Origin of the sequence: Streptomyces sp. NPDC005195, from assembly GCF_040608315.1 — a bacterium.
Taxonomy (GTDB): domain Bacteria; phylum Actinomycetota; class Actinomycetes; order Streptomycetales; family Streptomycetaceae; genus Streptomyces; species Streptomyces kaempferi.
This window is the reverse complement of sequence record NZ_JBEXHZ010000017.1, coordinates 31513-56478: the sequence shown is the minus strand read 5'-3', so window position 1 is coordinate 56478 and position 24966 is coordinate 31513. Positions and strand designations below refer to the sequence as shown.

The 24966-nt window shown below is 73.2% G+C and carries 20 protein-coding genes and 1 pseudogene; 14 read left to right on the top strand and 7 right to left on the bottom strand.

Annotated elements, in window-relative coordinates; translation table 11 throughout:
- The first annotated feature begins 110 nt into the window (after window positions 1-110).
- Window positions 111-2114 carry a DUF5107 domain-containing protein gene (locus ABZV34_RS19540; RefSeq protein WP_356277812.1) on the top strand — a complete coding sequence of 668 codons (2004 nt, stop codon included), beginning with the start codon at window positions 111-113 and terminating at the stop codon, window positions 2112-2114.
- Window positions 2115-2202: 88 nt separating this feature from the next.
- Here ABZV34_RS19540 and ABZV34_RS19535 read toward each other — a convergent pair whose 3' ends face one another.
- The 3 genes and pseudogenes from ABZV34_RS19535 to ABZV34_RS19525 all read right to left on the bottom strand — a co-directional run.
- Entirely contained in the window at window positions 2203-2556 is a 354-nt protein-coding gene (locus tag ABZV34_RS19535; protein WP_356277809.1) for a VOC family protein, read from the bottom strand.
- 111 nt (window positions 2557-2667) lie between these two features.
- The gene (locus ABZV34_RS19530; RefSeq protein ID WP_356277806.1) at window positions 2668-3489 is read right to left on the bottom strand and encodes a class I SAM-dependent methyltransferase; all 822 of its coding nucleotides are present in this window, start codon (window positions 3487-3489) and stop codon (window positions 2668-2670) included.
- Window positions 3490-3606: 117 nt separating this feature from the next.
- Window positions 3607-4182 (bottom strand): annotated as a pseudogene (locus ABZV34_RS19525) (phosphatase PAP2 family protein); the annotation flags it as partial.
- A gap of 230 nt (window positions 4183-4412) precedes the next feature.
- On the opposite strand from ABZV34_RS19525, the gene ABZV34_RS19520 reads away from it, so the two are divergent.
- The 3 genes from ABZV34_RS19520 to ABZV34_RS19510 all read left to right on the top strand — a co-directional run bounded on the left by ABZV34_RS19520 (window position 4413) and on the right by ABZV34_RS19510 (window position 7797).
- On the top strand, window positions 4413-6032 hold the full coding sequence (locus tag ABZV34_RS19520; RefSeq protein ID WP_356277803.1) for an ATP-binding cassette domain-containing protein: 1620 nt from the start codon (window positions 4413-4415) through the stop codon (window positions 6030-6032).
- A 170-nt stretch (window positions 6033-6202) separates the two neighbouring features.
- Window positions 6203-6439, top strand: a complete 237-nt coding sequence (locus ABZV34_RS19515) for a DUF6158 family protein (RefSeq protein ID WP_356277800.1) — start codon at window positions 6203-6205, stop codon at window positions 6437-6439.
- Window positions 6440-7002: 563 nt separating this feature from the next.
- Window positions 7003-7797: an RNA polymerase sigma factor SigF gene (locus ABZV34_RS19510; RefSeq protein ID WP_356277797.1), complete on the top strand. Its 795-nt coding sequence runs from the start codon at window positions 7003-7005 to the stop codon at window positions 7795-7797.
- 108 nt (window positions 7798-7905) lie between these two features.
- Here the strand turns inward: ABZV34_RS19510 and ABZV34_RS19505 are convergent, their stop codons facing one another.
- Entirely contained in the window at window positions 7906-9027 is a 1122-nt protein-coding gene (locus ABZV34_RS19505; RefSeq protein WP_356277794.1) for a PAS domain-containing protein, read from the bottom strand.
- Between the two features lie 108 nt (window positions 9028-9135).
- Here ABZV34_RS19505 and ABZV34_RS19500 point away from each other — a divergent pair, with 108 nt between their 5' ends.
- The 4 genes from ABZV34_RS19500 to ABZV34_RS19485 all read left to right on the top strand — a co-directional run bounded on the left by ABZV34_RS19500 (window position 9136) and on the right by ABZV34_RS19485 (window position 13959).
- Complete coding sequence (locus ABZV34_RS19500) at window positions 9136-9867, top strand: GAF and ANTAR domain-containing protein (RefSeq protein ID WP_356277791.1); 732 nt, start codon at window positions 9136-9138, stop codon at window positions 9865-9867.
- Between the two features lie 152 nt (window positions 9868-10019).
- Complete coding sequence (locus tag ABZV34_RS19495; protein WP_356277789.1) at window positions 10020-11462, top strand: hypothetical protein; 1443 nt, start codon at window positions 10020-10022, stop codon at window positions 11460-11462.
- Window positions 11463-11614: 152 nt separating this feature from the next.
- Window positions 11615-12862: an aminotransferase class I/II-fold pyridoxal phosphate-dependent enzyme gene (locus ABZV34_RS19490; RefSeq protein ID WP_356277990.1), complete on the top strand. Its 1248-nt coding sequence runs from the start codon at window positions 11615-11617 to the stop codon at window positions 12860-12862.
- Window positions 12859-13959, top strand: a complete 1101-nt coding sequence (locus ABZV34_RS19485; RefSeq protein ID WP_356277786.1) for an MBL fold metallo-hydrolase — start codon at window positions 12859-12861, stop codon at window positions 13957-13959. The genes ABZV34_RS19490 and ABZV34_RS19485 overlap by 4 nt, the downstream gene beginning before the upstream one ends.
- A 107-nt stretch (window positions 13960-14066) precedes the next feature.
- Here the strand turns inward: ABZV34_RS19485 and ABZV34_RS19480 are convergent, their stop codons facing one another.
- Window positions 14067-14687: a VTT domain-containing protein gene (locus tag ABZV34_RS19480; RefSeq protein WP_356277987.1), complete on the bottom strand. Its 621-nt coding sequence runs from the start codon at window positions 14685-14687 to the stop codon at window positions 14067-14069.
- 119 nt (window positions 14688-14806) lie between these two features.
- Window positions 14807-15580, bottom strand: a complete 774-nt coding sequence (locus tag ABZV34_RS19475) for an MBL fold metallo-hydrolase (RefSeq protein ID WP_356277783.1) — start codon at window positions 15578-15580, stop codon at window positions 14807-14809.
- Between the two features lie 84 nt (window positions 15581-15664).
- Here ABZV34_RS19475 and ABZV34_RS19470 point away from each other — a divergent pair, with 84 nt between their 5' ends.
- The 6 genes from ABZV34_RS19470 (at window position 15665) to dnaK (ending at window position 23848) form a co-directional block, all read left to right on the top strand.
- Complete coding sequence (locus ABZV34_RS19470) at window positions 15665-16099, top strand: hypothetical protein (protein WP_356277780.1); 435 nt, start codon at window positions 15665-15667, stop codon at window positions 16097-16099.
- A gap of 177 nt (window positions 16100-16276) precedes the next feature.
- Window positions 16277-18340: a phage holin family protein gene (locus ABZV34_RS19465; RefSeq protein ID WP_356277777.1), complete on the top strand. Its 2064-nt coding sequence runs from the start codon at window positions 16277-16279 to the stop codon at window positions 18338-18340.
- Between the two features lie 97 nt (window positions 18341-18437).
- Window positions 18438-19499: a MoxR family ATPase gene (locus ABZV34_RS19460; RefSeq protein ID WP_356277774.1), complete on the top strand. Its 1062-nt coding sequence runs from the start codon at window positions 18438-18440 to the stop codon at window positions 19497-19499.
- Window positions 19496-21298, top strand: coding sequence for a hypothetical protein (locus ABZV34_RS19455; protein WP_356277771.1), 1803 nt, complete (start codon window positions 19496-19498; stop codon window positions 21296-21298). Before ABZV34_RS19460 ends, ABZV34_RS19455 begins: the two co-directional genes overlap by 4 nt.
- A gap of 95 nt (window positions 21299-21393) precedes the next feature.
- Window positions 21394-21819 (top strand): OsmC family protein, encoded by a 426-nt coding sequence (locus ABZV34_RS19450; protein ID WP_329320403.1) that lies wholly within the window; start codon window positions 21394-21396, stop codon window positions 21817-21819.
- 145 nt (window positions 21820-21964) lie between these two features.
- Window positions 21965-23848, top strand: coding sequence for a molecular chaperone DnaK (dnaK, locus tag ABZV34_RS19445; RefSeq protein WP_356277767.1), 1884 nt, complete (start codon window positions 21965-21967; stop codon window positions 23846-23848).
- 160 nt (window positions 23849-24008) lie between these two features.
- Here dnaK and ABZV34_RS19440 read toward each other — a convergent pair whose 3' ends face one another.
- Complete coding sequence (locus ABZV34_RS19440) at window positions 24009-24875, bottom strand: helix-turn-helix transcriptional regulator (protein ID WP_356277763.1); 867 nt, start codon at window positions 24873-24875, stop codon at window positions 24009-24011.
- Window positions 24876-24966 lie beyond the last annotated feature (91 nt).

The window sequence follows — 24966 nt, the reverse complement described above, 5'->3', positions numbered from 1 at the left end:
CTCGCGGGGCCCACCGGCGCCCAGGGCCGCGCGGCACGGCCGCCTTTGCGCAATCCTGACCGTATCCTGACGAGCGGAACCCCTGGTCAGGTGGGCGATGTCGCTGTTCCATGGTCGTCGTGACGACGATCCGACGTGACGTAATGACGCTGCCGTCAGCGGAGTTGGGCCCCAGCAACCCCCTGCCGCCCCTGCGGCCGCTCGACGAGGCGCATCGCATCGACGACCGGGACCGCGAAGGACTGCCCCGGGACATGGCCCGGCAGATCGGCTACGAACCCCTGCGCGACATCCTGCCGGAGCGCCTCCGCGACGGCTACGACAGACACCGCACGCCCCGCGCGACCGACACGATCGTGATCGAGAACGACCGGCTGCGAGTCACCGTACTGCCGTCCCGCGGAGGCCGTGTCGCCTCCCTCTTCCACAAGCCCTCGCGGCGCGAACTCCTCTACCGCAACCCGGTGTTCCAGCCCGCCTGCTTCGCCCTCAACGGCGCCTGGTTCTCCGGCGGCATCGAGTGGAACATCGGCGCGACCGGCCACACCACCCTGTCCTGCGCACCCGTCCACGCGGCCCGGGTGGCGGCCCCCGACGGCGGCGAGATGCTCCGCCTGTGGGAGTGGGAACGGCTGCGCGACCTGCCCTTCCAGGTCGACCTGTGGCTGCCGGAGGGCTCCGACTTCCTGCACGTCGGCGTCCGCGTCCGCAACCCGCACGAGAAGCCCGCCCCCGTGTACTGGTGGTCCAACATCGCCGTCCCCGAGCGGCGCAGGGTGCTGGTACCGGCGGACGAGGCCTGGCACTTCGGCTACGAACGCCGGCTGCGCCGGGTACCGGTACCGGAGCACGAGGGCGTCGACCGCACCCGCCCGCCGCGCGCCGACTTCCCCGCCGACTACTTCTACGAAGTACCGGACGGCCAGCGCCGCTGGATCGCCGCCCTCGACGACGCGGGTGAGGGGCTCGTGCAGACGTCCACCGACGTACTGCGCGGACGCAAGCTGTTCGTCTGGGGTTCCGGCGCGGGCGGCCGGCGCTGGCAGGAGTGGCTCACCGAGCCCGGCACCGGCGGCTACTGCGAGATCCAGGCCGGGCTCGCCCGCACCCAGCTGGAGCATGTGCGGCTGGACGCGGAGAGCGAGGTCACCTGGCTGGAGTCGTACGGGCCGCTGGCGGGGGACGACGCCGGCGCGCGGACGGTCCACGGAGCCGACTGGGCCGCGGCGCGGGCGGAGGTGGAAAGCCGTCTGGAGCGCGCCCTGCCACGGGCCGACGTCGAGGCGGCGTACGCGGCCTGGCTCCCGCACGCCGACACCGAACCCGGCGAGGTGCTCCACGTCGGGTCCGGCTGGGGAGCCCTCGAAGTGCTGCGCGCCACCTACAAGTTGGCGGGGACGCCGTTCGACGAGTCCACGCTGGGAGCGGCACAGGCGCCGTGGGTGGAACTGCTCAGGACCGGTGCCTTTCCCGAGCAACGACGGGTCGCGCCGCCGGGCGAGACGCTGGTCGCCCCGCACTGGCGGGACATGCTGGAGACCGCGCCCGCCAAGCCGCTCGCCGAGTACCACCTCGGCGTCGCCCAGTGGCACGCGGGGGACGTGGCACAGGCTGTGCGCAGTTGGGAGCGAGCACTCGAACTCGCCCCGTCCCTCTGGCCGTTGCTGCGCTGTCTGGCCGTCGCGGACCAGCAGGCGGGCAACCGCGAGCGGGCCGCCGACCGGTACGCGGAGGCCTTCGACGACCTGTGCCAGGAGCGTCGCGACGACGGTGCGGCGTGGACCGCGGCCACGGCCGCGCTCGGGCGGGAGGCGCTGACGGCGCTGCTCGCGGTGCGGCGTACGGCGGAGGCGCGGAGGGTCTGGGATCGACTGCGGCCCGCCACCCGGACAAGGGGTCGATTCCGGCTGGTCGAGGCGGAGTTGCTGCTCGCGGAGGGGGACCGGGAAGGCGCGCGGGCCGTGTTCGACGCGGGGTTCGAGGTCGCCGATCTACGGGAGGGAGCAGAGGTGATCGGTGCGCTGTGGGCCCGGCTCACCGACGAGGCGCTGCCCGAACGGTACGACTTCCGGATGCGGCCCCCGGCGGTCGAATGGCGCGTCGATCCGGCCTGAACGGGACCCGCCCTCGTATGCCGGGATCCGGGGCGGACCGGCCCGCCCCGGATCCCGGCATACGAGGCCGGAAAGGGATCCGGACCGGCTACTGGGCCGTCCCGCGGTCCACGTACTCGTACACGGCTCCGTCCGGATGCATGGCGATCAGGTTGCGGCCCGCGGGTGTCCCCACGGGCCCCGCCAGAATGTGCGCGCCCAGTTCGCCGAGCACCCGATGGGCCTCCTCGACGTCCTTGACGGCGATGGTCGCGGCGACCTTGCGCAGGACGTCCAGCTCGGCCTCCGGTCCGCTCATCAGCAGGAAGCAGCCCACCGCGGCGACCGACACTCCGCCGCGCTCGAACCGCAGGGCGCGCACGCCCGCGAGCCTTTCGTAGAAGGGGACCGAAGTCTCCAGGTCGTCGACGCAGATGCGCAGCGTGGTTCCCAGAATCTCCATACGGGGGAGCCTAGTCGGGGCAGTCTCGGGAGGAGATCGTTTCGGACGCAGCCCAGGCGGCCGGTCCGCCGGTCGCGGAGCGGGCGGTCCCCTCGTCCTCGACCGGGCGGGTCACACGTCCTTCCGGCAGAGGATCTCCCCGTGCAGCACGGAGAACCAGCCGTCCTCCCGCCGCCCCCACTCACGCCACGCGTCCGACACGGCCCGCAGTCGTCCGGCGGTCGCGTGGCCGCCCTCGGTGGCCCGGTCCGCGTACGCCGAGGCCAGGGTGCGATCGGCCCACAGCCCGCTCCACCACTCCCGCTCGGCCTCGGTCGCGAAGGTCCAGGTGCTCGACGTCGCGGTGATGTCCGTGAGCCCCGCGGCCAGTGCCCACGACCTGAGACGGCGGCCCGCGGCCGGCTCGCCCCCGTTGGCACGGGCGACGCGCAGATACAGGTCCTGCCAGTCGGTCATGCCCGGCACCTCGGGATACCAGGTCATGGCCGAGTAGTCCGCGTCGCGCACGGCGATGAAGCCGCCGGGCCTGGTGACCCGGTGCATCTCGCGCAGCGCCTGCACCGGGTCGCCCACGTGCTGCAGCACCTGGTGGGCGTGGACGACGCAGAAGGTGTCGTCGGGGAAATCCAGGGCGTGCACGTCCGCGACCCCGAACTCCACGTTGCGCAGACCGCGGCCGGCCGCCGTGGCACGGGCCTGGTCCAGGATCCCGGGGGCGTGGTCGACGCCGGTGACCTGTCCGTCCGGAACCAGTTCCGCGAGGTCGGCGGTGATGGTGCCCGGGCCGCAGCCGATGTCCAGGATCTTCATGTGGGGCTTGAGCGAGTCGAGCAGGTAGGCCGCGGAGTTGGCCGCGGTGCGCCAGGTGTGCGAGCGCAGTACGGACTCGTGGTGGCCGTGCGTGTAGACGGCGGTCTCCTGCGGCTTCGGCATGACCGTTCCCCTTCGTCTGCTTCTCCTCGGTCATGGATCACCGTACGCCCGCGTGTCGGATGATGAGACCTGCGTCTCGCCATATGGGCATCGCGCTCAGTGACGCGGCCCGTGCTCCGGGAGCATGCCCCGTACGGCGTACGCGGCGGCGGCGCCCAGGGCCGCGCCCGCGAGGACGTCGCTCGGGAAGTGGGCTCCGGTGTAGACACGGGACAGGGCCACCGCCGTGGCCAGCGGTGCCACGGCGGCGCCCCAGCCGCGCGACTCCAGCGCCACGCCTGTCGCGAAGGCGGCGGCCGACGCGGAGTGACCCGACGGGAACGAGGTCGTGATCGGCTGGCGCTTGAGCCGGCGCGCCCGGGGGACCGGGGCGAGGGACGGGCGGGGGCGGCGCACCGTGCGTTTGCCGACCGTGTTGATCGTGGCGGAGGCGAGGCTCAGTGAGGCGAGACCCCTGGCCGCGGCCCGGCGCGCGTGGGGCGTGCGGGTGGCGGCGAGGGCCGCTGCCGTGGCGAACCACAGCAGGCCGTGGTTCGCGCTGCGGCTCAGCTTCGGCAGGAGACGGTCGCCGCCCGGCCAGTGGCGGGACGCGACGGCTTCGAAGAGGCGGGAGTCCGCCGTCAGGAAGCGGCTCCGAAGGGGGTGAGGGCCCGGGGGACCGGCGGTGAGGTCGATGTCAGGCGTGGTGGTCATGGGGTGCGACTACCCGCGCCGGGGCGTTTTCCGCCCCCCGCTGTCCGTCCCCCGCTGTCCGTCCCGGCCTGCGCCGCCCCGGCCGGGCACGGGACCCGGGATCGCGGGTGCGCCCCGGGCGGGGCGGGGGCGTGGTTCCGGGCTTCACCGGGCCCACGGGGACGTGTGATGGCCCACCCCTCGGATATGGGTTTGCCGGGCGGCCCCGCCTCCACGGAGAATGCCTCACCATGGGACACCTCGAAGCCGCACATCTTGAGTACTACCTTCCCGACGGGAGGGCGCTGCTCGGCGACGTGTCGTTTCGGGTGGGGGAAGGGGCCGTCGTCGCCCTGGTCGGACCGAACGGAGCCGGCAAGACCACGCTGCTCCGGCTGATCTCGGGGGAGCTGAAGCCGCACGGGGGGACCGTCACCGTCGGTGGCGGCCTCGGTGTGATGCGCCAGTTCGTCGGCTCGGTACGGGACGAGACGACCGTACGGGACCTGCTCGTCTCCGTGGCACCGCCCCGCATCCGGCAGGCCGCGAAGGCCGTCGACGCCGCCGAGCACGATCTCATGACCGTCGACGACGAGGCCTCCCAGCTCCGCTACGCGCAGGCCCTGTCCGACTGGGCCGAGGTGCGCGGATACGAGTCCGAGACGCTCTGGGACATGTGCGTCATGGCCGCGCTCGGCGTCCCGTACGAGAAGGCGCAGTGGCGTCTGGTGCGGACGCTGTCCGGCGGTGAGCAGAAGCGGCTGGTGCTGGAGGCCCTGCTGCGCGGCACCGACGAGGTCCTGCTCCTCGACGAGCCGGACAACTATCTCGACGTACCGGGAAAGCGCTGGCTGGAGGAGCGGCTCAAGGAGACCCGCAAGACCGTGCTGTTCGTCTCCCACGACCGGGAGCTGCTGGCGCGCGCCGCCGAGAAGATCGTCAGCGTCGAGCCCAGTCCGACCGGCGCCGACGCCTGGGTGCACGGCGCCGGCTTCGCGACGTACCACGAGGCCCGCCAGGAGCGCTTCGCCCGCTTCGAGGAGCTGCGCAGACGATGGGACGAGAAGCACGCCCAGCTGAAGAAGCTGGTGCTGAACCTGCGTCAGGCGGCGTCCATCAGCCATGAGCTGGCGTCCCGCTATCAGGCCGCGCAGACCCGGCTGAGGAAGTTCGAGGAGGCCGGCCCGCCGCCCGAGCCGCCGCGCGAGCAGGACATCAGGATGCGGCTGCACGGCGGACGGACCGGTGTACGGGCCATCACCTGCCAGGGGCTCGAGCTCACCGGTCTGATGAAACCCTTCGACCTGGAGGTCTTCTACGGCGAGCGCGTCGCCGTGCTCGGTTCCAACGGCTCCGGGAAGTCCCACTTCCTGCGCCTGCTCGCCGGGGACACCGTCGCGCACACCGGCGCCTGGAAACTCGGCGCGCGGGTCGTCGCGGGGCACTTCGCGCAGACGCACGCCCATCCCGAGCTGCAGGGGCGCACGCTTCTCGACATTCTGTGGAGCGAGCACTCCCAGGACCGTGGCGCCGCGATGTCCCGGCTGCGCCGCTACGAGCTGACCGCCCAGGCCGAGCAGCGGTTCGAGAAGCTCTCCGGCGGCCAGCAGGCCCGCTTCCAGATCCTGCTGCTGGAGCTGGAGGGCTCCACGGCCCTGCTGCTGGACGAGCCGACCGACAACCTGGACCTGGAGTCGGCGGAGGCACTCCAGGAGGGTCTGGAGGCGTACGAGGGGACGGTCCTCGCGGTCACCCACGACCGCTGGTTCGCCCGCTCCTTCGACCGCTACCTGGTCTTCGGTTCCGACGGACGGATCCGGGAGACGACGGAGCCGGTCTGGGACGAGCGGCGCGTGGAGCGCACCCGCTAGGCAGCGTCCGGCGCCCGTGGAATGCCCGGGACCCCGGATGTTCGTAGAGTGGAGGGAGGACGGCGAGATCCATGGTTCCCTCCCGGACGCCGCTCGGGTGCCGCTCGCGGGAGTGTGTGCCCGGCGGGCACCCGGACCGCGCCGCAGGACACGACGAGCGGGGTACCACCATGACCGGAGTCGACCCGGACCGGCTGGACGACCAGCAGCTGATGAGAGAGCTGGAGACGATCCACCGGACGCGCCACGACACGCTGCTCCACGGTTCGAACGACGCGCTGCGGACCCACAACGTGCGCATGGCCGAGCTGGAGGGCGAGTACCTGCGCCGCCACCCGCGCCGCCCGGTGGCCCCGGGCCGGACCCGCGACGGAGCCCGGGAACGGGTCTTCGGAGGATCCGTCTGAACGCTCCGGGCGGTGCCCCCGGCGGGGGCCCGGTCGCTCCCCTCGCACCCGCGACCGGACCCCCGCCGCTCCGGCGCCGTCACTGACACCGGCGCCGAGTCCGGCCGCCCCGTGCACGGATCGGCACGGCTGATGTCGGCGGGCGCCGAGCCGGGGGCCTCGGACACCGCGACGTCCCCGACCCGGGCCGACACGGCGACGTCCCCGACCCGCGCCGGCTCCGCGAGGTCCCGGCGACGGGCCGGCTCCACGCGCTGAACCCACTCCCCGCACGCATCGGACAGGGCCGCGGACCCTCGCCGGATTCTCGGCCGCCGGGATGCGGGTGCCTCAGCAGTACCCCCGAGACCGCGGCCCATGCCCGACGGATACGTATCAACCCGCCCGGTGCGCAAGGGGTTTGCCCCGACCGCGCAGGGGCAGGCGGAATTTCAGTGCTTCGGACAGGAGGCACGTCCGTGGGAGCCGTCAGGTTCTCGCCACGGGTGTGCCTGTCCGGCGTACCCCGCGCTCCCACGGTGACCGTCCAACCCAAGGCACTTATAAGGGAGTTGCGACGCATCATGGGAAACCGAGTGAGCGCGAAACGCCACCCGCACGACGACGCCCCCGACACCGCGGAGGCGTTCCGCAGGCTGGCCGCGCTCCCCGCGGGGAGCGCGCGCGACGCACTTCGCGAGGAGATCGTCGAGGCCTGGCTGCCCATGGCCGACCGGCTCGCGGGCCGGTTCCGCAACCGTGGCGAGAGCCTGGAGGATCTGCGGCAGGTGGCGGCACTCGGCCTGGTCAAGGCCGTCGACCGGTACGACCCCGAACTCGGGAACGCCTTCGAGAGCTACGCGGTGCCGACCGTGACCGGTGAGATCAAGCGCCACTTCCGCGACCACATGTGGACCGTCCATGTGCCGCGCCGGGTCCAGGACCTGCGCAACCGTGTGCGGTTCGCCCAGCAGGAACTGTCGGGGACCGTCTCCGGCCACGGGCCCACCGTCGCCGAGATCGCCGCGCACGCCCGGATGGACGAGGAGGACGTCCGGGCCGGCCTGGAGGCGCTGGAGAGCTTCAGCGCGCTCTCCCTCGACGCCGAGCTCCGGGGCGGCGACGACGGGTACTCGCTCAGCGACGCCCTCGGCTCGGCCGACCCCGCCCTCGACGTCGTGATCGACCGCGAGGCCGTCAAGCCCCGGCTGCGGGCCCTGCCCGAGCGTGAACGCACCATCCTCTACATGCGGTTCTTCGGCGACATGACCCAGAGCAGCATCGCCGAGCAGCTCGGCATCTCGCAGATGCACGTCTCCCGGCTGATCAGCCGCTGCTGCGCGCGGCTGCGGAACCAGATCCTGCGCGACGCGGTGTGACCGGTCCACCGGGCGCGGTCCGACCGGACCCGGCGGTGGGAAGGCACGGGTGAAGGCGGTCCGGCACCCGGACCCCCACGCGCCCGGCGGACGCGCCGTCATGGTGCGTCACCCGCGCTCCATGGCCAGGGCGATGTGGCGGGACATCATGTCCATCGCCTGGGCCTCCGCCATCGAGAAGGCGAGGCGGCCGCCGCCGCGGAACAGCGTCAGGACTCCGCTCGCGGGGCCGGCCCCGCGGAGCAGGGGGACGCACAGCAGCGAGGTCACGTTCGCGCGCACGAGGACGGGGGCGCCCGAGGTGTCACGGCCGAAGGCGTCCGGGTCGGCGGCCCGGACCTGGAGCACCGCCGAGCCGCCACGCGCGGCCTCGGCGACGAGAGGGCACGTGGCGGGATCCTGCCCGGCCACGGCACTCGCTCCCTCGGCGTCCTCGGCGGGGGCGAGCACCGTCGTACGCGACAGCCGCCCCGGACCCGTGTCGGCCACCACCCAGTCCGCGAACCTCCCGTGCAGCACAGCGGCAGCCCGGGCCAGTACCGCGGACGGAGCTCCGGCCGGTCCGCCGAGCAGCGCCGTGGTCATGGCGTCCACCAGGTCCATCAGGGCCGCGTGCCGGGTCGTCCCGGTGAGGTCCGGCACCGGGTCCGGCACCCGATCGTCCGACGGCACCCGGGAACCCGCGGGCTGCAGCACGACGAGGACGGCGGTGCGCGGCTCGCCGTTGGGGCGCAGGGCGGTCAGCGTCACCCGTACCGGCACCGAGGGATGCTGCTGGAGGTGCACGGTGAGACCGCGGTCGCCCTCCCCGCGCGCCACCGCCGCAGCCTGCGAACGGAACGCGGCGCGGTCGCCGTGCGCGAGGAACCCGGTCAGCGGCCGGCCGGTCGCGTAGCCGGCCCGGACACCGGTGAAGTCGGCCGCCGCGAAGTTCAGCCTGCGGACCACCGTCTCGCGGTCCACCAGCGCGACGGGCACCGGAACCCGCTGGAAGAGGGCCTTGAGAAGCTGCTGCTCCTGGCGGTCGACCGGAGCCACCGCGGCCGGCCCGCCGGAGGACAGCCGCTCGTACCGGGGCCACAACTGGCCCGCCACGTGGTCGAGTTCGAAGATCGCCGCGTCGAGCACCGTCGGCAGGGCGTCGGCCGGTACGGAACGCGCCGCCTTGAGTTCCGAGACGCGGCGCACGAAATCCGCGAGTTCTTCACCGAATTCGTCCGTGTGGGCCATGCGATGAACGTAACCCGAAGGACAGGTTCCGGGTGTGGGCAGGGTGTGTCCGGCCGAGTCGTTTTCCGTGCGGGGGAGCGGGAAAGCGCGCAGAGAGGAGGCGCGAACATGACGGACACCGGTCAACTCGGTCAACTGAGAGCGGAATCGGCGGAGTCGACACTTCCGGGCAGACGGCTGTCGGAACTGGCCGACCGGGCGGTCCGGTGCACCACCGACTGCTGCGGTGCCAGTTGCGTGGTCTCCGAGGGTGCCCCCGACCGGTCCGCCGCCGTCACCCACCCCGACCTCGCCGGACTCGTAGCCGTCCAGCTGCGCTCCGGCGACGGTCCGATCCCCACCGCGGTGGAACGCGGCGAGCCCGTCGACTCGGCGGACCTGCTGCGCGAGGAGCGCTGGCCGCAGTACCGCGCCCTGGCCCTCGACTCGGGGGTGCGCTCCACCGTCACGATCCCTTTCCGGCGCTCCGGGCTGACCGTCACCCTCAGCCTCTACAGCTTCCGGCCGGGCGCCCTGGAGGACGCCCCGCACGGCCCCGCCCGCGCGCTCGGCGAGCTCGCCGTGACCTGTCTCGTCCGCGACCGCTCCTACCGTTCCGCGCTGGCCGAGCTCGACCAGCTCGGCACCGCGCTGCGCACCCGGCCGGTGGTCGACCAGGCGTGCGGCATCGTCATGTACGTACTGGGCTGCGACGCGGACGCGGCCTTCGGGGTGCTGCGCCGCATCTCGCAGGGGAGCCAGCGCAAACTGGCCGACGTGGCCTCGACCGTCGTGGACAGGCGTGGCCGCGGTCTGGAACGGGAGATGCGTTTCCACTCGGACCGTCTCCTCCCGGACTGACGGGCGTCTCGCCGTTGTCACCCGCTCGGGTGCCGCCGTCCCGCGAATGGTGTCCGGCCGCGCGCGCCCCGGGGCAGGGCGGGCTGTGATGGGCTCGGGGAGCACGACGGCCGTGCCCCTTCAGACGCAGCCGTTCCGAAGGAGCCCAGCCGATGCGCCGTACCGCCCGTGTGCTGTCCGCCACCGCCCTGGCCTGTACCGCGCTGGGCGCGGCCGCCTCGGCCGCGTCCGCGGATCCGGGCGCCCAGGTCGTGCCGGTCTCCGTGAGACCCGGGGAGTTCGTCACCGTCTCGGTCTCCTGCGACGCGACGGGCGGTGCGCCGCCCGAGTTCGTCGACGCCCGCTCCGTCGCCTTCGAGGGGAGGGAGGTCCGGTTGCACCGGGTGAGCGACGGCGCGGACAAGAAGGCCGTGACCTACCGCGGAACGGCCCGTGTTCCGTCCCGGGCTCCGGCCCGCGGGGGTCCCGGCGGCGGCATCGGCACCGCGAGTCGTGCGGCGGGTCCCGGCGCCTCGCGCGGAGTCGGTGAGCGGGCTGTCGAGGGCGTGTGCCCCGGCGCGCCGGGTGGCCGCGCGAGACCGTGGAAGGCCTCGTACAGCGTGGCCCGCGACACCCCCGACACCGCGCACGGCACGTCTCGGAAGGTTCCGAGTGAGGCGGCCGACGTTCCCGGGAAGGCCCCGCGCGAGACGCCGGCTGTTCCCCGCGAAGCCGCGAGTGCGGCCCCGGCCGCCCCCCGGGAGGCTGGTCCGGGTGTGGCTTCGGTTGTTCCTCGGGAGGCTGGTCCGGGTGTGGCTTCGGCCGTCCCTCGGGAGGCTGGTCCGAGTGTGGCCTCCGCCGCCCCTCGGGAAGCCCCACGCGACGTCCCGGTCACCCCTGGGAGCACCGCAGGTGAGGGTGCTCCGGAGGGCGTTTCTCCGGGGACGGCCCGTGACAGCGCTCCGGTCATCCCCGGAGCGGCGGGTGCGCCGGCCGCTCCTCGGAAAGCTCAGGGCGACGTCCCGGTCGTTCCCGGGAGCGCCGCGGACGAGGGCCTCCAGGACCCGCTCGCGGGTGCCGCTCCCGACAGCGCCCCGGTGGTTCCCGGGAACCCGGCCCTTGAGGGTGTCCAGGATGTTCCTCCCGCAACGGCACGCGACAGCGCCCCGGTCGCCCCTGAGAAGGCGGTCGGCGGGGACGCCCAGGACGTACCTCTCGGTACCGTCCGTGAAGGCGGTCAGGACGTACCTCCGGGTACCGCTCGGGAAGGCGCTCAGGACGTACCTCCGGGTACCGCTCGGGAAGGCGGTCAGGACGTTCCTGGTGGCGCGGGTCGCGACCACGCACCCGGCACCGCCCAGTCCGCCCCCCACGACAGCGCCCCGGACCATCCGAAAGGCGCGGGGCGCGGGGACGCTCCTCAGGACGCCGGTCACGACGGCGCGGACGACACGGCGAACCGTCCCGCGGGCGCCCAGCACGGGGTGGAGGCCGGTGAGGGCGGCTCCTTCGGTGAGTCCGTCCCGGCCCTGATCGCCGGAGCGCTTCTCATCGCGTGTGCGCTGGGCGCGGCCGCCCACCGTCTGTGCCGCGAGCGCCTGTCCACCGGCCGCTGACGATGTGACGGGCGCGACCCGGCGGCCGCCCATGGCGGGACCGAAGCGTGGGTACGGAGTCACCGAAGCGGATCACGCACGGCGACGCGGCGGAGCGTAGGGCAGCGGCGGCGGAGACAGGGCACGGCATCACGGACTGCGCGGAGGCACGGATGCGGCGGACGGTTCCGGAAGGGCACGGTCCGGTCCGCTACGGCCCGCCGCTCCCCGATCAGGGACTGCCGGTGCTGCCGGAACTGCGCGCCGCCCTCGCCGCCGCCGCGGACCACACCGAGGCGGAGCCCCCCGGCGGCGGCCCCGACCTCCTCGACGCCGCCCGCGGCTACTGGAACCGGCGGGGTCTGGCCGCCGAACGCGACCGGGTGGCCGCCGCCCCCGGCGCCCCCGCGCTGCTCCTCGCGCTGACCGGCGCCCTCGGTGGTGACGTCCTGGTGCCGAGGCCGTGCGCCGCCTGGTGGGCGCCGCAGGTGCGGTTGCTGGGCCGGTCCGTGTTCCATGTGGCGACGCCCGCGGAGTGCGGCGGCCTGCCGGACCCGTATGCGCTGCTGGAGACGGTCCGCAGGGTCCGTGCCGAGGGCGGCGATCCACGGCTGCTCGTCCTCTCCGTCGCCGACGACCCCACGGCCACCGTCGCGCCGCCCGAGGTGGTCCACGAGACCGTCGAGGCCGCCGTGGCCGAGGGGCTGCACGTGGTCAGCGACGAGACCTGGCGAGACACCCTGCACCGGCCGCACGACACCATGCTGCTCAGCCCCGCCGAGATGCTTCCCGGAAAGGTCACCGTCATCGCGGACCTCTCCGGGGCCTTCCTGCCGCAGGGCTGGCCCGCCGCCGTGGCCCGCTTCCCGGTCACCGACGCGGGTGTCCTGCTGCGCGCCCGCGTCCTCGACGTACTCACCGTGCTCGGGGCCCGCGTCGCGCGACCGGTCGCCGTCGCGGCCTCGTACGCGCTCGGCGAGCCGGACGCGGTCACCGAGCGGCTCACGGTGGCCGTAGGCCTGCACGCGCGCGTGGCCGACGCCGTGCACCGCGCGGTGACCGGCGCGGGTGCCCTCGCGCGGCCGCCCCGGGCCGGCCGGCATCTGTACGTGGATCTCGGCCCGTTGCGCACCGCGCTCACCGCGCACGGCGTCGGCGACGCACAGGAACTGGAGGACTTCCTCACCGCCCGGCTCGGCATGCCCGCGCCGGGCGGCCATCGCTTCGGCGACGATCTCGGAGCGCTGCGGGTCCGGCTGGGGACGGGACCGCTGTTGGGAGCGAGCGACGAGGAGCGGACGGAATGCCTCAGTTCATCCGCGCCGTTGGAACTGCCACATGTGCAACGTGCGTTGACCCTCTTGGGGTCGACCTTCGACGATCTCCGCGACGACGCTCAGCGATGGGAGCCTCTTCGATGACGCAGCAGTCCCGGTCGACCACGAGCACCGACGCCGGCGCACCGGACACCGACGAGCCGGCGTCCTCCCCGGCTCCGGCGGCGCGTTCCTCGCCCGCCACCCCACCTGTCGTACCGCTTCGTCCCGCCGTTCCGCTCGCCGAGCCCCGACCGCTCGGCGAGCGGCGTGTGTGGCCGAGATCGTTCGTCGACCGGCTGACCGCTCCGCTGCCGGGGCTGCGGGCCTTCGCCCGGTTGGCCCGCGAGGGCGCGCTGCGGCCGCGGCCCGAGGGGCTCGCCGACATCCCCTCACTGCCGTTCGAACCGGTACCGCTGCCCCGGGTCGGCGCGCGCGCCGTCGCCGTCTCCTGGGCGGGGCACGCGAGTTGGGTGGTCCACATAGGCGGGCTCACCGTCCTCACCGACCCGGTCTGGTCCCGCAGGATCCTCGGCACCCCGGCCCGGATCACCCCCGTCGGCGTGCCCTGGAGCGCGCTGCCGCACGTCGACGCGGTCGTCATCAGCCACAACCACTACGACCATCTGGACGCCCCGACCCTGAGCCGTCTCCCGCGTCACACACCGGTGTTCGTACCGGCCGGACTCGGGCGCTGGTTCCGGCGCCGCCGGTTCACCCGGGTCACCGAGCTGGACTGGTGGGAGGCGGCCGAACTCGACGGTGTGCGCTTCGACTTCGTGCCCGCCCACCACTGGTCCAAGCGCGGTCTCACCGACACCTGCCGGACCCTGTGGGGTGGTTGGGTCCTGACGGAGCCCGGCGGACAACGGGTGTACTTCGCGGGGGACACGGTGTACGGCCACTGGTTCGAGCGCATCGGCCGGCGGTATCCGGGCATCGGCCTCGCCCTGCTGCCCATCGGCGCGTACGACCCCCGGTGGTGGCTCAGTGACGTCCACTGCGATCCGGAGGAGGCCGTCCAGGCAGCCGTCGACCTCGGCGCCCGCCGGATGGCGCCCATGCACTGGGGGACGTTCGTGCTCTCGGCGGAGCCGGTGATGGAGCCCTTGGCCAGAGTGCGGGCGGCCTGGGAGCGGGCGGGACTCGAGCGTGCGGATCTGTGGGATCTGCCGGTGGGGGGTTCCCGGGTGCTGGGGTGAGGACACACGGGCGGGAGTGGTGGGTGAGGGCAGGGGGTGGCAGGGGATGGTGCGAAGGCGAAGGCGAACGTGACGGTACGGGGAGGGCGCGGGCCGTCAACGGGCCGTCAGCGGTTGCCCGGGTCGCCCGCGGGGTTCTCCGTACCCCTGCCGGGACCCTCGCGCGGCTCGGTCCCGCGCACACGGCGCCACAGCCCCGGCGCCAGGCCGAGAGCCACCGTCAGGACGACCGCCGCCACCACTCCCTCCCAGGGTTGGTCGAAGAGGGATCCGCCCAGAATGCCGATGACCTGGTAGGTGGCCGCCCAGGCCAGGCACGCGGGTATGTCGCCGCGGGCGAAGGCGCGCAGCGGCATCTTCGCCAGCAGACAGGCCAACATGACCGGTATGCGGCCCGCCGGGACCAGCCGGGACAGCACGAGTACGGTGGCGCCGTGGTCGCTCAGCTTCTCCTGGGCCTGGGCGAGCCGGTCCTCGGGGGCCCGGACCCGGATCGCCTCCAGCCAGCGCGAACCGTTCTTGGACCGCATGCCGCGCCGGCCGAGCCAGTACAGCGCCACGTCGCCGAGGAACGCGGCGAGGGAGGCCACCACGAACACCAGCAGCAGCGCGAACGGCGCCGTCTGATGGAAGGCCACCACGGCCGCCGAACTCACCAGCGCGCCCGTCGGTACCACCGGCACCAGCGCGCCGATCAGCACCAGCAGGAACAGCGACGGATATCCGATGGCCTGCTGCGTGGTCTCCGGTGTGACGGCCGCGCCCGTGGCGGCGAGGAACGCCGCCCCGGCGCTGTTCCTCGCGGACAGGAAGAGCGCCGGGGTCGTGCCCGCGGCGGACAGCGATATCACCGCGCGACCTCCGGCCGCACGCTCTGGCCGTGGTCGAGCCGGTGCACCGCCACCTCGGGCGCCGACTCGGCGGCCAGGCGCACGAACTCATCACCCGGCGCATGGAATTCATGGGGGCGCACTCCGTCCATGCCGATCGGCCAGTATGTGCCGTAGTGCACCGGCACAGCGCTGCGCGGCATCAGACGGGCGAGCGCCTGTGCCGCCCGGCCCGCGTCCAGATGTCCCTCCCCGAGGAAGGGCCCCCAGCCGCCGACCGGCAACAGCGCCACATCGACCGGTCCGACCTCCTCGGCCATCGAGTCGAACAGCCCGGTGTCCCCGGCGAAATAGGTCCGCGCCTGGCCCTCGACCACGAACCCCAGCGCGGGCGAGCGGTGCGGTCCGACCGGCAGCCGTCGCCCGTCGTGCCGCGCCGACACGGCACGAACCACCAGGTCACCGACCTGGATCCGGTCCCCGGGCGCCACTTCGGTGAGCCGCAGGTGGTCCAGCCTGCGCAGCGTGGGCACCGAGCGCCCGGCCCCCTCGGGAACCAGTACCAGCGTGCCCGGCGCGAGCCGTTGCAGCGAGGGCGTGTGCAGATGGTCGGCGTGCAGATGCGAGACCAGCACCACGTCGGCGGCCGCCGCCTCGGGAGGGGGCGGCGCCCCGCGCCTGCGCCGCAGGTGCGCGAGCCGGCGCGCGAAGAGCGGATCCGTCAGGACGCGTGTACCGGAGTCCTCCAGCGTGCAGGTGGCGTGCCCCCACCAGGTGATCTCCACCGGCACCTCTTTGTCTCCTTCGTGCGACTCCCCCCGAGCCTACGGGCAGGAGTAGGGTCGGCGGCGAAACCCGGAGGTGAGGGGGACGCCATGGGAAACACGCGCAGAGCCTCCGCCGCGCCGGCCACGGTGCGCGTCATGGCCATCGCGAGCCTGACGCCCCTGGAGGAGCTCGAGGCGGACCCCTTCCTCGTCGACTCCCGCGGCCAGCACGCGATGTGCGCCCGCTGGGCCGCCGAGCGGGGCTACGTCGTCACCCGGGAGCTTCTCGTCCGGGGGCTGCGGCCCGACCACCGCACTCTGTGGACCGACGTCGAGGCGGGCCTCGTCGACCTGTTCGTCGCGCCGAGCCACCGTGTCCTGGAGCGCGCCCTCGCCTCCGTCGACGAGTTCACCGCGGAGTGCGCCCGCCGGGGCGTCCGGATCGAGACGGTGGGCAGCGCCGAACCCGCCTACGACGCCCAGATGAAGGCCCGGGTCCACCGCCGGCTGTCGATGCCGACCGCGGGATACGACGGCCGCTGACCGCTGACCGCTGACCGCTGACCGCCGACGGGCGAGCGCCGACCGGCGGACGCCGACCGGCGGACGCGACCGCACCGCGAGCGTGGAGACGGGCACATCAGGCCGTCCCGGCCCGTTGTGACAGGGTGGGAGCAGGCCTCGCGGACCGGGCGGGCCGGGACGTGAGGTGGACAGGGCGTGGGTGGAGGACGGTGGCGACGGGTCCTCAGCGGGGTCGGACGGAGCATCGCGGTATGGGCCGTGTCCACGGTCACGATGCTGGTGCTGGCCGGCGCGCTGCCCGATTTCCAGCTCCAGTCCGACAACGGGGACAGTGCCACCCGCATCGCCGTCACGGCGGCGGCCGGCGCGGGCGTCTTCGGTCTGCTGTCGTCGCTGGTGTGGCCGCTGCTCGTGCGGGCCCTGCTGCTCGTGCCCGCGCTGATACTCGGTCTGCTCGTCTTCTTCCTGAACGGCTCGCTGCTGCTGCTCGCCCTGCGCGTCAACCCCTCCGGACAGAGCGAGGCAGCGCCGGAGACCGCCGTGGTCGTCGCCGCCGTGATGTCGGCGGTCGCCTCCGCGACGGGGGGCGCTCTCGCCGTCCGGGACGACGACGCCTACCGGCGCAGGCTCTACCGGCTCGCGGCCCGCCGCCGCGACCGGTCCGACGGCCATGCCGGTCCCTCGACCCCCGGCGTCGTCTTCGTCCAGCTCGACGGCGTGGGACACGACGTGCTCGAGGAGGCGACGGGCAAGGGCCTCATGCCGACCGTCGCGCGGTGGCTCGGCACCACCCACCGGCTCACCCCCTGGCGCACCGACTGGTCGAGCCAGACCGGCGCCAGCCAGCTCGGCATCCTGCACGGCAGCAACCACGACATCCCGGCCTTCAGGTGGTACGAGAAGGAGACCCACGAGGTCATGGTCTGCAACCGGCCCAGCAGCGCCGCCGAACTCCAGCGCCGGGCCATCGGGTACACCGGCGACGGGGGACTGCTCACCGTCGACGGAGCCAGCCGCGGCAACCTCTTCAGCGGTGGCGCGGACGAGTTGGCCCTCGTGCTCTCCATGGCCGCGCGCAGAGGCCGGGAGAACCGTTCCCGCTCGGGCTACTTCGCCTACTTCTCGGACCCCGCCAACGCCGTCCGCACGGCGATGTCCTTCGTCGCCGAAGTGTTCCGCGAGACCGGCCAGTCCACCCGCGCCCGGTTGCGGAAGCGCCGCCCGCGGGTCGGGCGCGGCGGGCTGTACCCCATCGTCCGCGCCTTCGCCACCGTCGTCGAGCGGGACGTCGTCGTCGCCGCGGTGATCGGCGACATGCTCGCCGGGCGCAACGCGGTCTACGCGGATCTGGTGGCGTACGACGAGGTGGCGCACCACTCCGGGCCGCGCGGCCGGGACACGGAGAAGGTCCTTGAGCGCCTCGACCGCTCGCTCGCGCTGATCGAGAAGGTCGCCGAACACGCCCCCCGGCCCTACCGGATCGTCGTCCTGTCGGACCACGGGCAGAGCCCCGGCGAGACCTTCCTGACCCGCTACGGCCTCAGCCTCGGCAACCTGGTCCGGGCCGGCTGCGGGCTGCCCGTGCCGCGCCGGGCGCGGGGCACGCACAGCGGTACCGAGGCGCGGGCGGCCGTCCGGGCAGCGCTGCGCCGGCCCGTCGAGGAGAGCGGTGGCCGCCACCGTCCCTCGCGCCACTCCGAACCCGTCGTCCTGGCCTCCGGCAACCTCGGCCTCGTCTCCTTCCCGGACGTGCCGCACCGGATGAGCCGCGAGGAGATCGATCGCCGCCACCCCGCTCTGCTGTCCACGCTCGCCAATCACCCCGGCGTCGGCTTCCTGCTCGTGCGCAGCGAGGAACACGGCGGGCTGGTGATCGGCGCGCACGGCGCGGAGGCGCCCGTCGACACGCTCGACGACGAACACCCGGGCCCGCTCGCCGACTTCGGCCCCGGCGCCGCCGACGCCGTACGGCGCACGCACACGTTCCCGCACACCGCCGACATCATGGTGAACTCCTGGTACGACCCCGAGGAGGGCGAGGTGCTCGCCTTCGAGGAGCAGATCGGCTCGCACGGCGGACTCGGTGGCGCGCAGGGACATCCGTTCCTGATGTCGCCGCTCGCCCTGTCCGAGCCGGCCGACGACGACGGCGACCTGGTGGGCGCCGAGCGGGTGCACCGCGTCCTGCGCGGCTGGCTGCGCGAGTGCGACGGACCCCAGGTGCCGCTGCCGGCGGCCGGGAGCGAGCGCGTCGCCTGAAAATGGGCTGCGGTGAACGGACCCACGCGCACACACTGGCCGTCCCGGACACCGCGCGACCGCGCGCTCCACCCGAACACCTCCCAGGAGTCCGTGCGTGCACGCAGCCGTCACCGTCACCCCCGCCCGCCTCCCGGAGCTGCTGCTCGGTCTCGCCACCGTGCGGCCCGTCTTCGTCTGGGGCGCTCCCGGCATCGGAAAGTCCTCCCTGGTACGGGAGTTCGCCGAATCGCTGGGACTGGAGTGCGTGAGCCTGCTCGGCACCCAGCTCGCGCCCGAGGACCTCATCGGAGTTCCGCAGATCCGTGACGGACGGTCCGTCTTCTGCCCGCCGGAGGCGATCGCCCGCGACGAGCCGTACTGCCTGTTCCTGGACGAGCTGAACGCGGCGACGCCCGACGTCCAGAAGGCCTTCTACTCGCTGATCCTGGACCGCCGCATCGGCAACTACGAGCTCCCCGCCGGGTCGATCGTGATCGGAGCGGGCAACCGCGCGACCGACAACGCGCTGGCCCGCCCGATCGCCTCCGCGCTCGTCAACCGCCTCGCCCATGTGCACCTGGAGGCCTCGCCGAAGGACTGGCTGGTCTGGGCCGCGGGCAACGGCATCCACCCCTGGGTCGTGGACCACCTCACCGACCGCCCCGACCACCTGTGGTCCAAGCCGCCCAAGACGGAGGAGCCCTTCTCCACGCCCCGTTCCTGGCACATCCTCTCCGACGCCCTGCACTCGTTCGGTCCCGCTCTCGACGAGGCCACCCTGGGCGTGATCGCGCACGGCACGCTGACGCCCGCGCACGCGGTCGCCTTCCGCGGCTACGTCAAGATCGTGCGCAGCCGGTTCGGCATCGAGGCCGTCCTCAAGGGCGACGCCCGCTGGCCGCACCGCCCGGAGGACCGCGACCTGCTCTACTACCTCGCCGAGTCCTTCCGCGGACGGCTGGTCAAGGAGCTGCCCGCGAGCAAGGACCACCTCTCGGCGGCCGGACAGCAGACCGCGTTCCGAGCCAAGTCGCTGCTGGTGCAGCTCGCCGAGATCTCGGTGGAGGTCGCCCAGAGCGTCATCTCCCCGGACACCGACGGCAACCCCGTCCTGCCCGCGTGGTTCCTGGTCGAGGCCGCCCGGGACCTGCCCCGGCTGGTGGAGGCCCGCCGGTGAGCCGCGCACGCGCCCGGGACAAGCAGAAGAAGGACCCGGCGGGGGAGGCGTTCGCCGAGGGCATGCGACTGGTCAGGGCCAACCGCGCGCTCGCCGCCATCGGGTTCAGCACCTGCCGCCAGGAGAAATGTGCCGCGTCGCCCCGCGAGGGCCTCGTCCGGGTCGACTCCGACGGCGTCCTGCACGTCCACCCCACCCGCCGCGCCGAACCCGCCGAGTGGGCCTGGGCGGTCGCGCACGGGGCCATCCACCTCGGCTTCGGTCACGTCCCCGCGGCGGCGGGCCGGCGCGAGCAGCCCGACCGCCACGACCTCGCCGCCCGCTGCGCCGTGGTCAACCGCTTCCTGCTCCATTTCCCCGTCGGCACCACCCCCGACGACCTTCCGCCCTCGTACCCCGGCGGCGACGAGGAGCAGCTCGCCGCGCGCTGGCGCCGCGACGGGATCCCGGCCGCGTACGACCGCTGCGGCACGGCCGGCTCCGACCCGGACCAGCTGCTGGTGCCCTGGAACAGCTGGAAGGGCGGCACCGCCCCCGACTGGCAGCTCGCCTTCGCGCACGCCCTGACGCGCACCGTGGCCACGGCGATGGACGTGGCGGGCGGCCGCCGGTCCTCGATGCGCGGGGGACCCACCCGGCTCCAGCCCTGGGAGCGGGCGCTGAGCTGGTTCGTCTCCTCCTACCCGCTGCTCGGCGGCATCGCGGCCGGCATCACCCTGGTCGCCGACGCCGAACTGGCCCGCGCGTACGACATCTCCGTCGCCGCGGTCGACGCGGCGGCGGGCGAGATCTACATCAATCCGCTGCGCGAGCTCGACGACGAGGAATGGCGGTTCGTCCTCGCCCACGAGATGCTGCACGCCGCGCTGCGCCACGGCGACCGGTGCGGCACCCGCGACCCGTACCTCTTCAACGTCGCCTGCGACTACGTCGTCAACGGCTGGCTGTGCGCGATGCAGGTCGGCACGATGCCCGACGGACTGCTGTACGACGCGGAGTTGACGGACCTGTCGGCGGAGGAGGTCTACGACCGGATCGCGACCGACCTGCGCCGGATGCGCCGCCTGTCCACCCTGCGCGGCAAGGGCGCCGGCGACATCCTCGGCGGTCCGATCGGCTCGCCGCGCGACTACGTCGACCTCGACGAGCTGTACCGCCGCGGGCTGGCCCGGGGCCTCGACCTGCACCAGTACCAGGAGCGCGGCCTCCTGCCGGGCGGCCTGGTGGAGGAGATCCGCGCGCTCAGCCACCCGCCGCTGCCCTGGGACGCCCGGCTGGCCCGCTGGTTCGACGAGTTCGTGCCACGCCCCGAGCCCGTACGGACGTACGCGCGTCCGGCACGGCGGCAGGCCTCGACCCCCGACATCCCGCGCGCCGGACGGTACTTCCCGCCCGAGGAGATCGCCCGCTGCACCTTCGGCGTCGTCCTCGACACCTCCGGCTCCATGGACCGCACGCTGCTCGGCAAGGCGCTGGGCGCGATCGCCTCGTACGCCGAGGCCCGTGACGTACCCGCCGCACGCGTCGTCTTCTGCGACAGCGCGCCGCACGACGCGGGCTTTCTGCCGGTCACCGAGATCGCGGGCCGCGTCCGGGTGCACGGCCGCGGCGGTACGGTGCTGCAGCCCGGCATCGACCTGCTGCACCGCGCGGACGACTTCCCGCCCGGCGCACCGGTACTGGTCATCACGGACGGCTGGTGCGACGTGCTGCGGGTGCGGCGCGAGCACGCGTATCTGATCCCGGACGGCGCGCGGCTCCCGTTCACGGCGCGGGGGCCGGTCTTCCGCGTCCGGTGAGCCGTCATTCTGGGTGAGCGGCGCGCGGGTGTGATCGGATGGTGCGTACGGACCCGGAAAACGGGACCCCATCCGCCCCATCGAAGGGATTCATCGTGGCAACCACGCGCACCGCGCACACCGTGTGGGAAGGCAACCTGCTCGAGGGCAGCGGCGTCGTCACCTTCGACTCCTCCGGCATCGGCGAGCAGCCGGTGACGTGGGCGTCGCGGGCGCAGGACGCCAACGGGAAGACCAGCCCCGAGGAGCTGATCGCCGCCGCCCACTCCAGCTGCTTCTCCATGGCGCTGTCGCACGCCCTCGCGGGCGCCGGCACCCCGCCCACCAAGCTGATCACCAACGCCGACGTCACGTTCCAGCCCGGTGAGGGCATCACCGGCATCCACCTCACCGTCGAGGGCACGGTGCCGGGCCTCGACAACGACGGCTTCGTGGCCGCGGCCGAGGACGCCAAGAAGAACTGCCCGGTCAGCGCTGCCCTGACGGGTACGACCATCACCCTGACCGCCAAGCTCGCCTGACACCCCGTACGGCATGGTGCCGCGGTCCCACGGGGCCGCGGCACCATGGTGTCCGGACCCGCCGGAGAAGCACGCCCCATTGACAAGACGGCACTCAAGTTTTGTGCTGGAGGCCGGGCAGCACCCCGGCGGAAGGGGATGGACAATGGCACGTGCGGTCGGGATCGACCTCGGTACGACGAACTCGGTGGTGGCCCTCCTCGAAGGGGGCGACCCCACCGTCGTCACCAACGCGGAGGGCGCGCGCACCACACCCTCCGTGGTGGCCTTCGCCAAGAACGGCGAGGTGCTCGTCGGGGAGGTCGCCAAGCGGCAGGCCGTGACGAACGTGGAGCGCACCGCCCGCTCGGTCAAGCGGTACATGGGCGACGCGGACTGGCGCTTCCCGGAGCAGGGCTCCGTCGACGGCACCCGCTACCGCGCCCAGGAACTGTCGGCACGCGTGCTGCAGAAGCTGAAGCGGGACGCGGAGGCGTATCTCGGCGAGGACGTCACGGATGCCGTGATCACTGTGCCCGCCCACTTCGACGACGCCCAGCGACAGGCCACCAAGGAGGCCGGCGAGATCGCGGGTCTGAGGGTCCTGCGCATCATCAACGAGCCGACGGCCGCCGCCCTCGCGTACGGGCTCGACCGGGGCGAGGAACAGACCGTCCTCGTCTTCGACCTGGGCGGCGGCACCTTCGACGTCTCGCTCCTGGAGATCGGCGACGGGGTCATCGAGGTCAAGGCCACCAACGGCGACACCCGGCTCGGCGGGGACGACTGGGACCAGCGGATCGTCGAACATCTCGCCCAGCGCTTCAAGGGCTCCCACGGCATCGATCTGGGCCGTGACAAGATGGCGCTGCAACGTCTGCGCGAGGGCGCCGAGAAGGCCAAGATCGAGCTCTCCAGCTCCTCCGAGACCACCGTCAACCTGCCCTACATCACCGCCTCCGCCGAGGGTCCCCTGCACCTGGAGGAGAAACTGACGCGCGCTCAGTTCCAGGAACTGACCGCCGATCTGCTCGACCGCTGCAGGACGCCCTTCCACCGGGCGGTCAAGGACGCGGGCGTGCGACTCGCCGCCATCGACCACGTGATCCTGGTCGGCGGCTCGACCAGGATGCCCGCGGTGACGGACCTGGTCCGTGAACTCACCGGCAAGGACCCGCACAAGGGCGTCAACCCGGACGAGGTCGTGGCGCTCGGAGCGGCTCTCCAGGCGGGCGTCATCCGGGGTGATGTCAAGGACGTGCTGCTCCTCGACGTCACCCCGCTCTCCCTCGGCATCGAGACCAAGGGCGGCATCATGACCACGCTGATCGAGCGCAACACCACGATCCCGACGCGCCGTTCAGAGATCTTCACGACGGCGGCCGACAACCAGCCGTCGGTCGGCATCCAGGTCTACCAGGGCGAGCGGGAGATCGCCGCGTACAACAAGAAGCTCGGTGTCTTCGACCTGGCAGGGCTGCCGCCCTCGCCGCGCGGGGTCCCGCAGATCGAGGTCGCCTTCGACATCGACGCCAACGGGATCATGCACGTCTCCGCGAAGGACCTGGCCACCGGACGCGAGCAGAAGATGACGGTCACCGGCGGCTCCGCACTGCCCAAGGACGCCATCGACCGGATGATGCGCGAGGCCGAGCAGTACGCCGACGAGGACCGTGCGCGCCGTGAGGCCGCCGAGACCCGCAACCAGGCCGAGCAACTCGTCTACCAGACCGAGAAGTTCCTCCGCGAGAACGACGAGCGCATACCGCCCGCCACCAGGCCGGAGGTCGAGTCCGCGATCGCCGACCTCAAACGGCTCCTGGTGGACTCCGCCGACGACACGACCGCGCTGCGGACCGGCGTCGAGAACCTGGCCTCCGTGAGCCAGCGAATGGGCCAGGCGATGTACGCGCAGGCCGCGCAGACCCCCCGCGACGAAGCGGCCGACGAGCACGCCCCGGCCGATGAGCACGCCCCGGCCGAGGAGGACGGCGTGGTGGACGCGGAGATCGTGGACGACGACAGGGAGGCGAGGGGCGGCGCGGCGTAGGTGAACCGCATGGAGGGCAGGGGACCCGGGAGTCGGGGTGCGGGGCCGGTGTGCTCCTCCTCACCGGGACCCCGTCCGTGTGGGAGTCGCGTACGTCCGGAAGTCACGTCCGTGTGGAACTCGCGTCCGCGCGGAACTCCCGTCCGGACCGGGGCTCCCGTCAGTAGGAGTCCCGCAGTTCCCGCAGGATCTCCTTCGTGCGGGGGACGGAGGCGGCCTGGGCCGACATGTGGTCCAGGACCTCCAGATGCGTGGCCACCTCGCGCCGCGAGTCGAGATAGACGGCGCCGGTCAGGTACTCGCTGTAGACCATGTCCGGCAGTTCCGGCTCCGCGAAGCGGAACAGCGCGAAGGACGTGTACGTCCCCGGATGCGGCCCGCTCGCGTACTCGGCCACCTGGAGGGAGATGTCGTCGCTCTCCAACTCCCGCAGCAGCCGGTCGATCTGGTTGCGCATCACCTCACCGCGGATGCTCACGGGCCGCCGCAGCGCGGTCTCGTCCATGATCACCCAGAGGCGGGGCCGGTTCTCCCGCCCCAGCAGCAGCTGTTGCCGCGTCATGCGCAGCGTGACATGCCGCTCGATGGCCTCCGGACCCGTCTGCCCGACCGTCCCGGCCTCCAGCACGGCCCGCGCGTACTCCTCGGTCTGCAACAGGCCGGGCACGAAGTGCGGCTCGTACGAGCGGATCATGCGGGCGGCGCCCTCCAGGCTGACATGCAGGCTGAACCAGTCCGGCAGCACGTCGTGGAACCGTTGCCACCACCCCGGCCGGTTCGCCTCCTCGGCCAGCGCGACGAAGGCGGTGACCTCCTCGTCGGCGACCCCGTACGTCGTCAGCAGTACCTGAAGGTAAGGGATCTTGAGGGCGACCTCGGCCATCTCCATGCGGCGCACGGTCGCCGGAGCCACCCGCAGCACACGCGCGGCCTCCTCGCGCCGCAGACCGGTGGCTTCCCGCAACTCCTGCAGCCGCCGCCCGAGCACCACTTGCCCCACGGTGGGCGCAGCCCGCCGCTCACTCACGCCAGGCCCTCCCCACGCGCCGAAACCCCCGAGCAGTGTGTCATGCGACCCCGGTGCCCTCATGGGGTCGGACAGGACGGGACCGACTCAA

Coding starts and splice junctions, on each gene's coding strand:
- ABZV34_RS19515 (WP_356277800.1), top strand. CDS start 6,203: ATGACCGGAGTCGACCCGGACCGGCTGGACGACCAGCAGCTGATGAGA.
- ABZV34_RS19485 (WP_356277786.1), top strand. CDS start 12,859: ATGACGCAGCAGTCCCGGTCGACCACGAGCACCGACGCCGGCGCACCG.
- ABZV34_RS19495 (WP_356277789.1), top strand. CDS start 10,020: ATGCGCCGTACCGCCCGTGTGCTGTCCGCCACCGCCCTGGCCTGTACC.
- ABZV34_RS19470 (WP_356277780.1), top strand. CDS start 15,665: ATGGGAAACACGCGCAGAGCCTCCGCCGCGCCGGCCACGGTGCGCGTC.
- ABZV34_RS19535 (WP_356277809.1), bottom strand. CDS start 2,556: ATGGAGATTCTGGGAACCACGCTGCGCATCTGCGTCGACGACCTGGAG.
- ABZV34_RS19530 (WP_356277806.1), bottom strand. CDS start 3,489: ATGCCGAAGCCGCAGGAGACCGCCGTCTACACGCACGGCCACCACGAG.
- ABZV34_RS19500 (WP_356277791.1), top strand. CDS start 9,136: ATGACGGACACCGGTCAACTCGGTCAACTGAGAGCGGAATCGGCGGAG.
- ABZV34_RS19520 (WP_356277803.1), top strand. CDS start 4,413: ATGGGACACCTCGAAGCCGCACATCTTGAGTACTACCTTCCCGACGGG.
- ABZV34_RS19510 (WP_356277797.1), top strand. CDS start 7,003: ATGGGAAACCGAGTGAGCGCGAAACGCCACCCGCACGACGACGCCCCC.
- ABZV34_RS19540 (WP_356277812.1), top strand. CDS start 111: ATGGTCGTCGTGACGACGATCCGACGTGACGTAATGACGCTGCCGTCA.
- dnaK (WP_356277767.1), top strand. CDS start 21,965: ATGGCACGTGCGGTCGGGATCGACCTCGGTACGACGAACTCGGTGGTG.
- ABZV34_RS19490 (WP_356277990.1), top strand. CDS start 11,615: ATGCGGCGGACGGTTCCGGAAGGGCACGGTCCGGTCCGCTACGGCCCG.
- ABZV34_RS19505 (WP_356277794.1), bottom strand. CDS start 9,027: ATGGCCCACACGGACGAATTCGGTGAAGAACTCGCGGATTTCGTGCGC.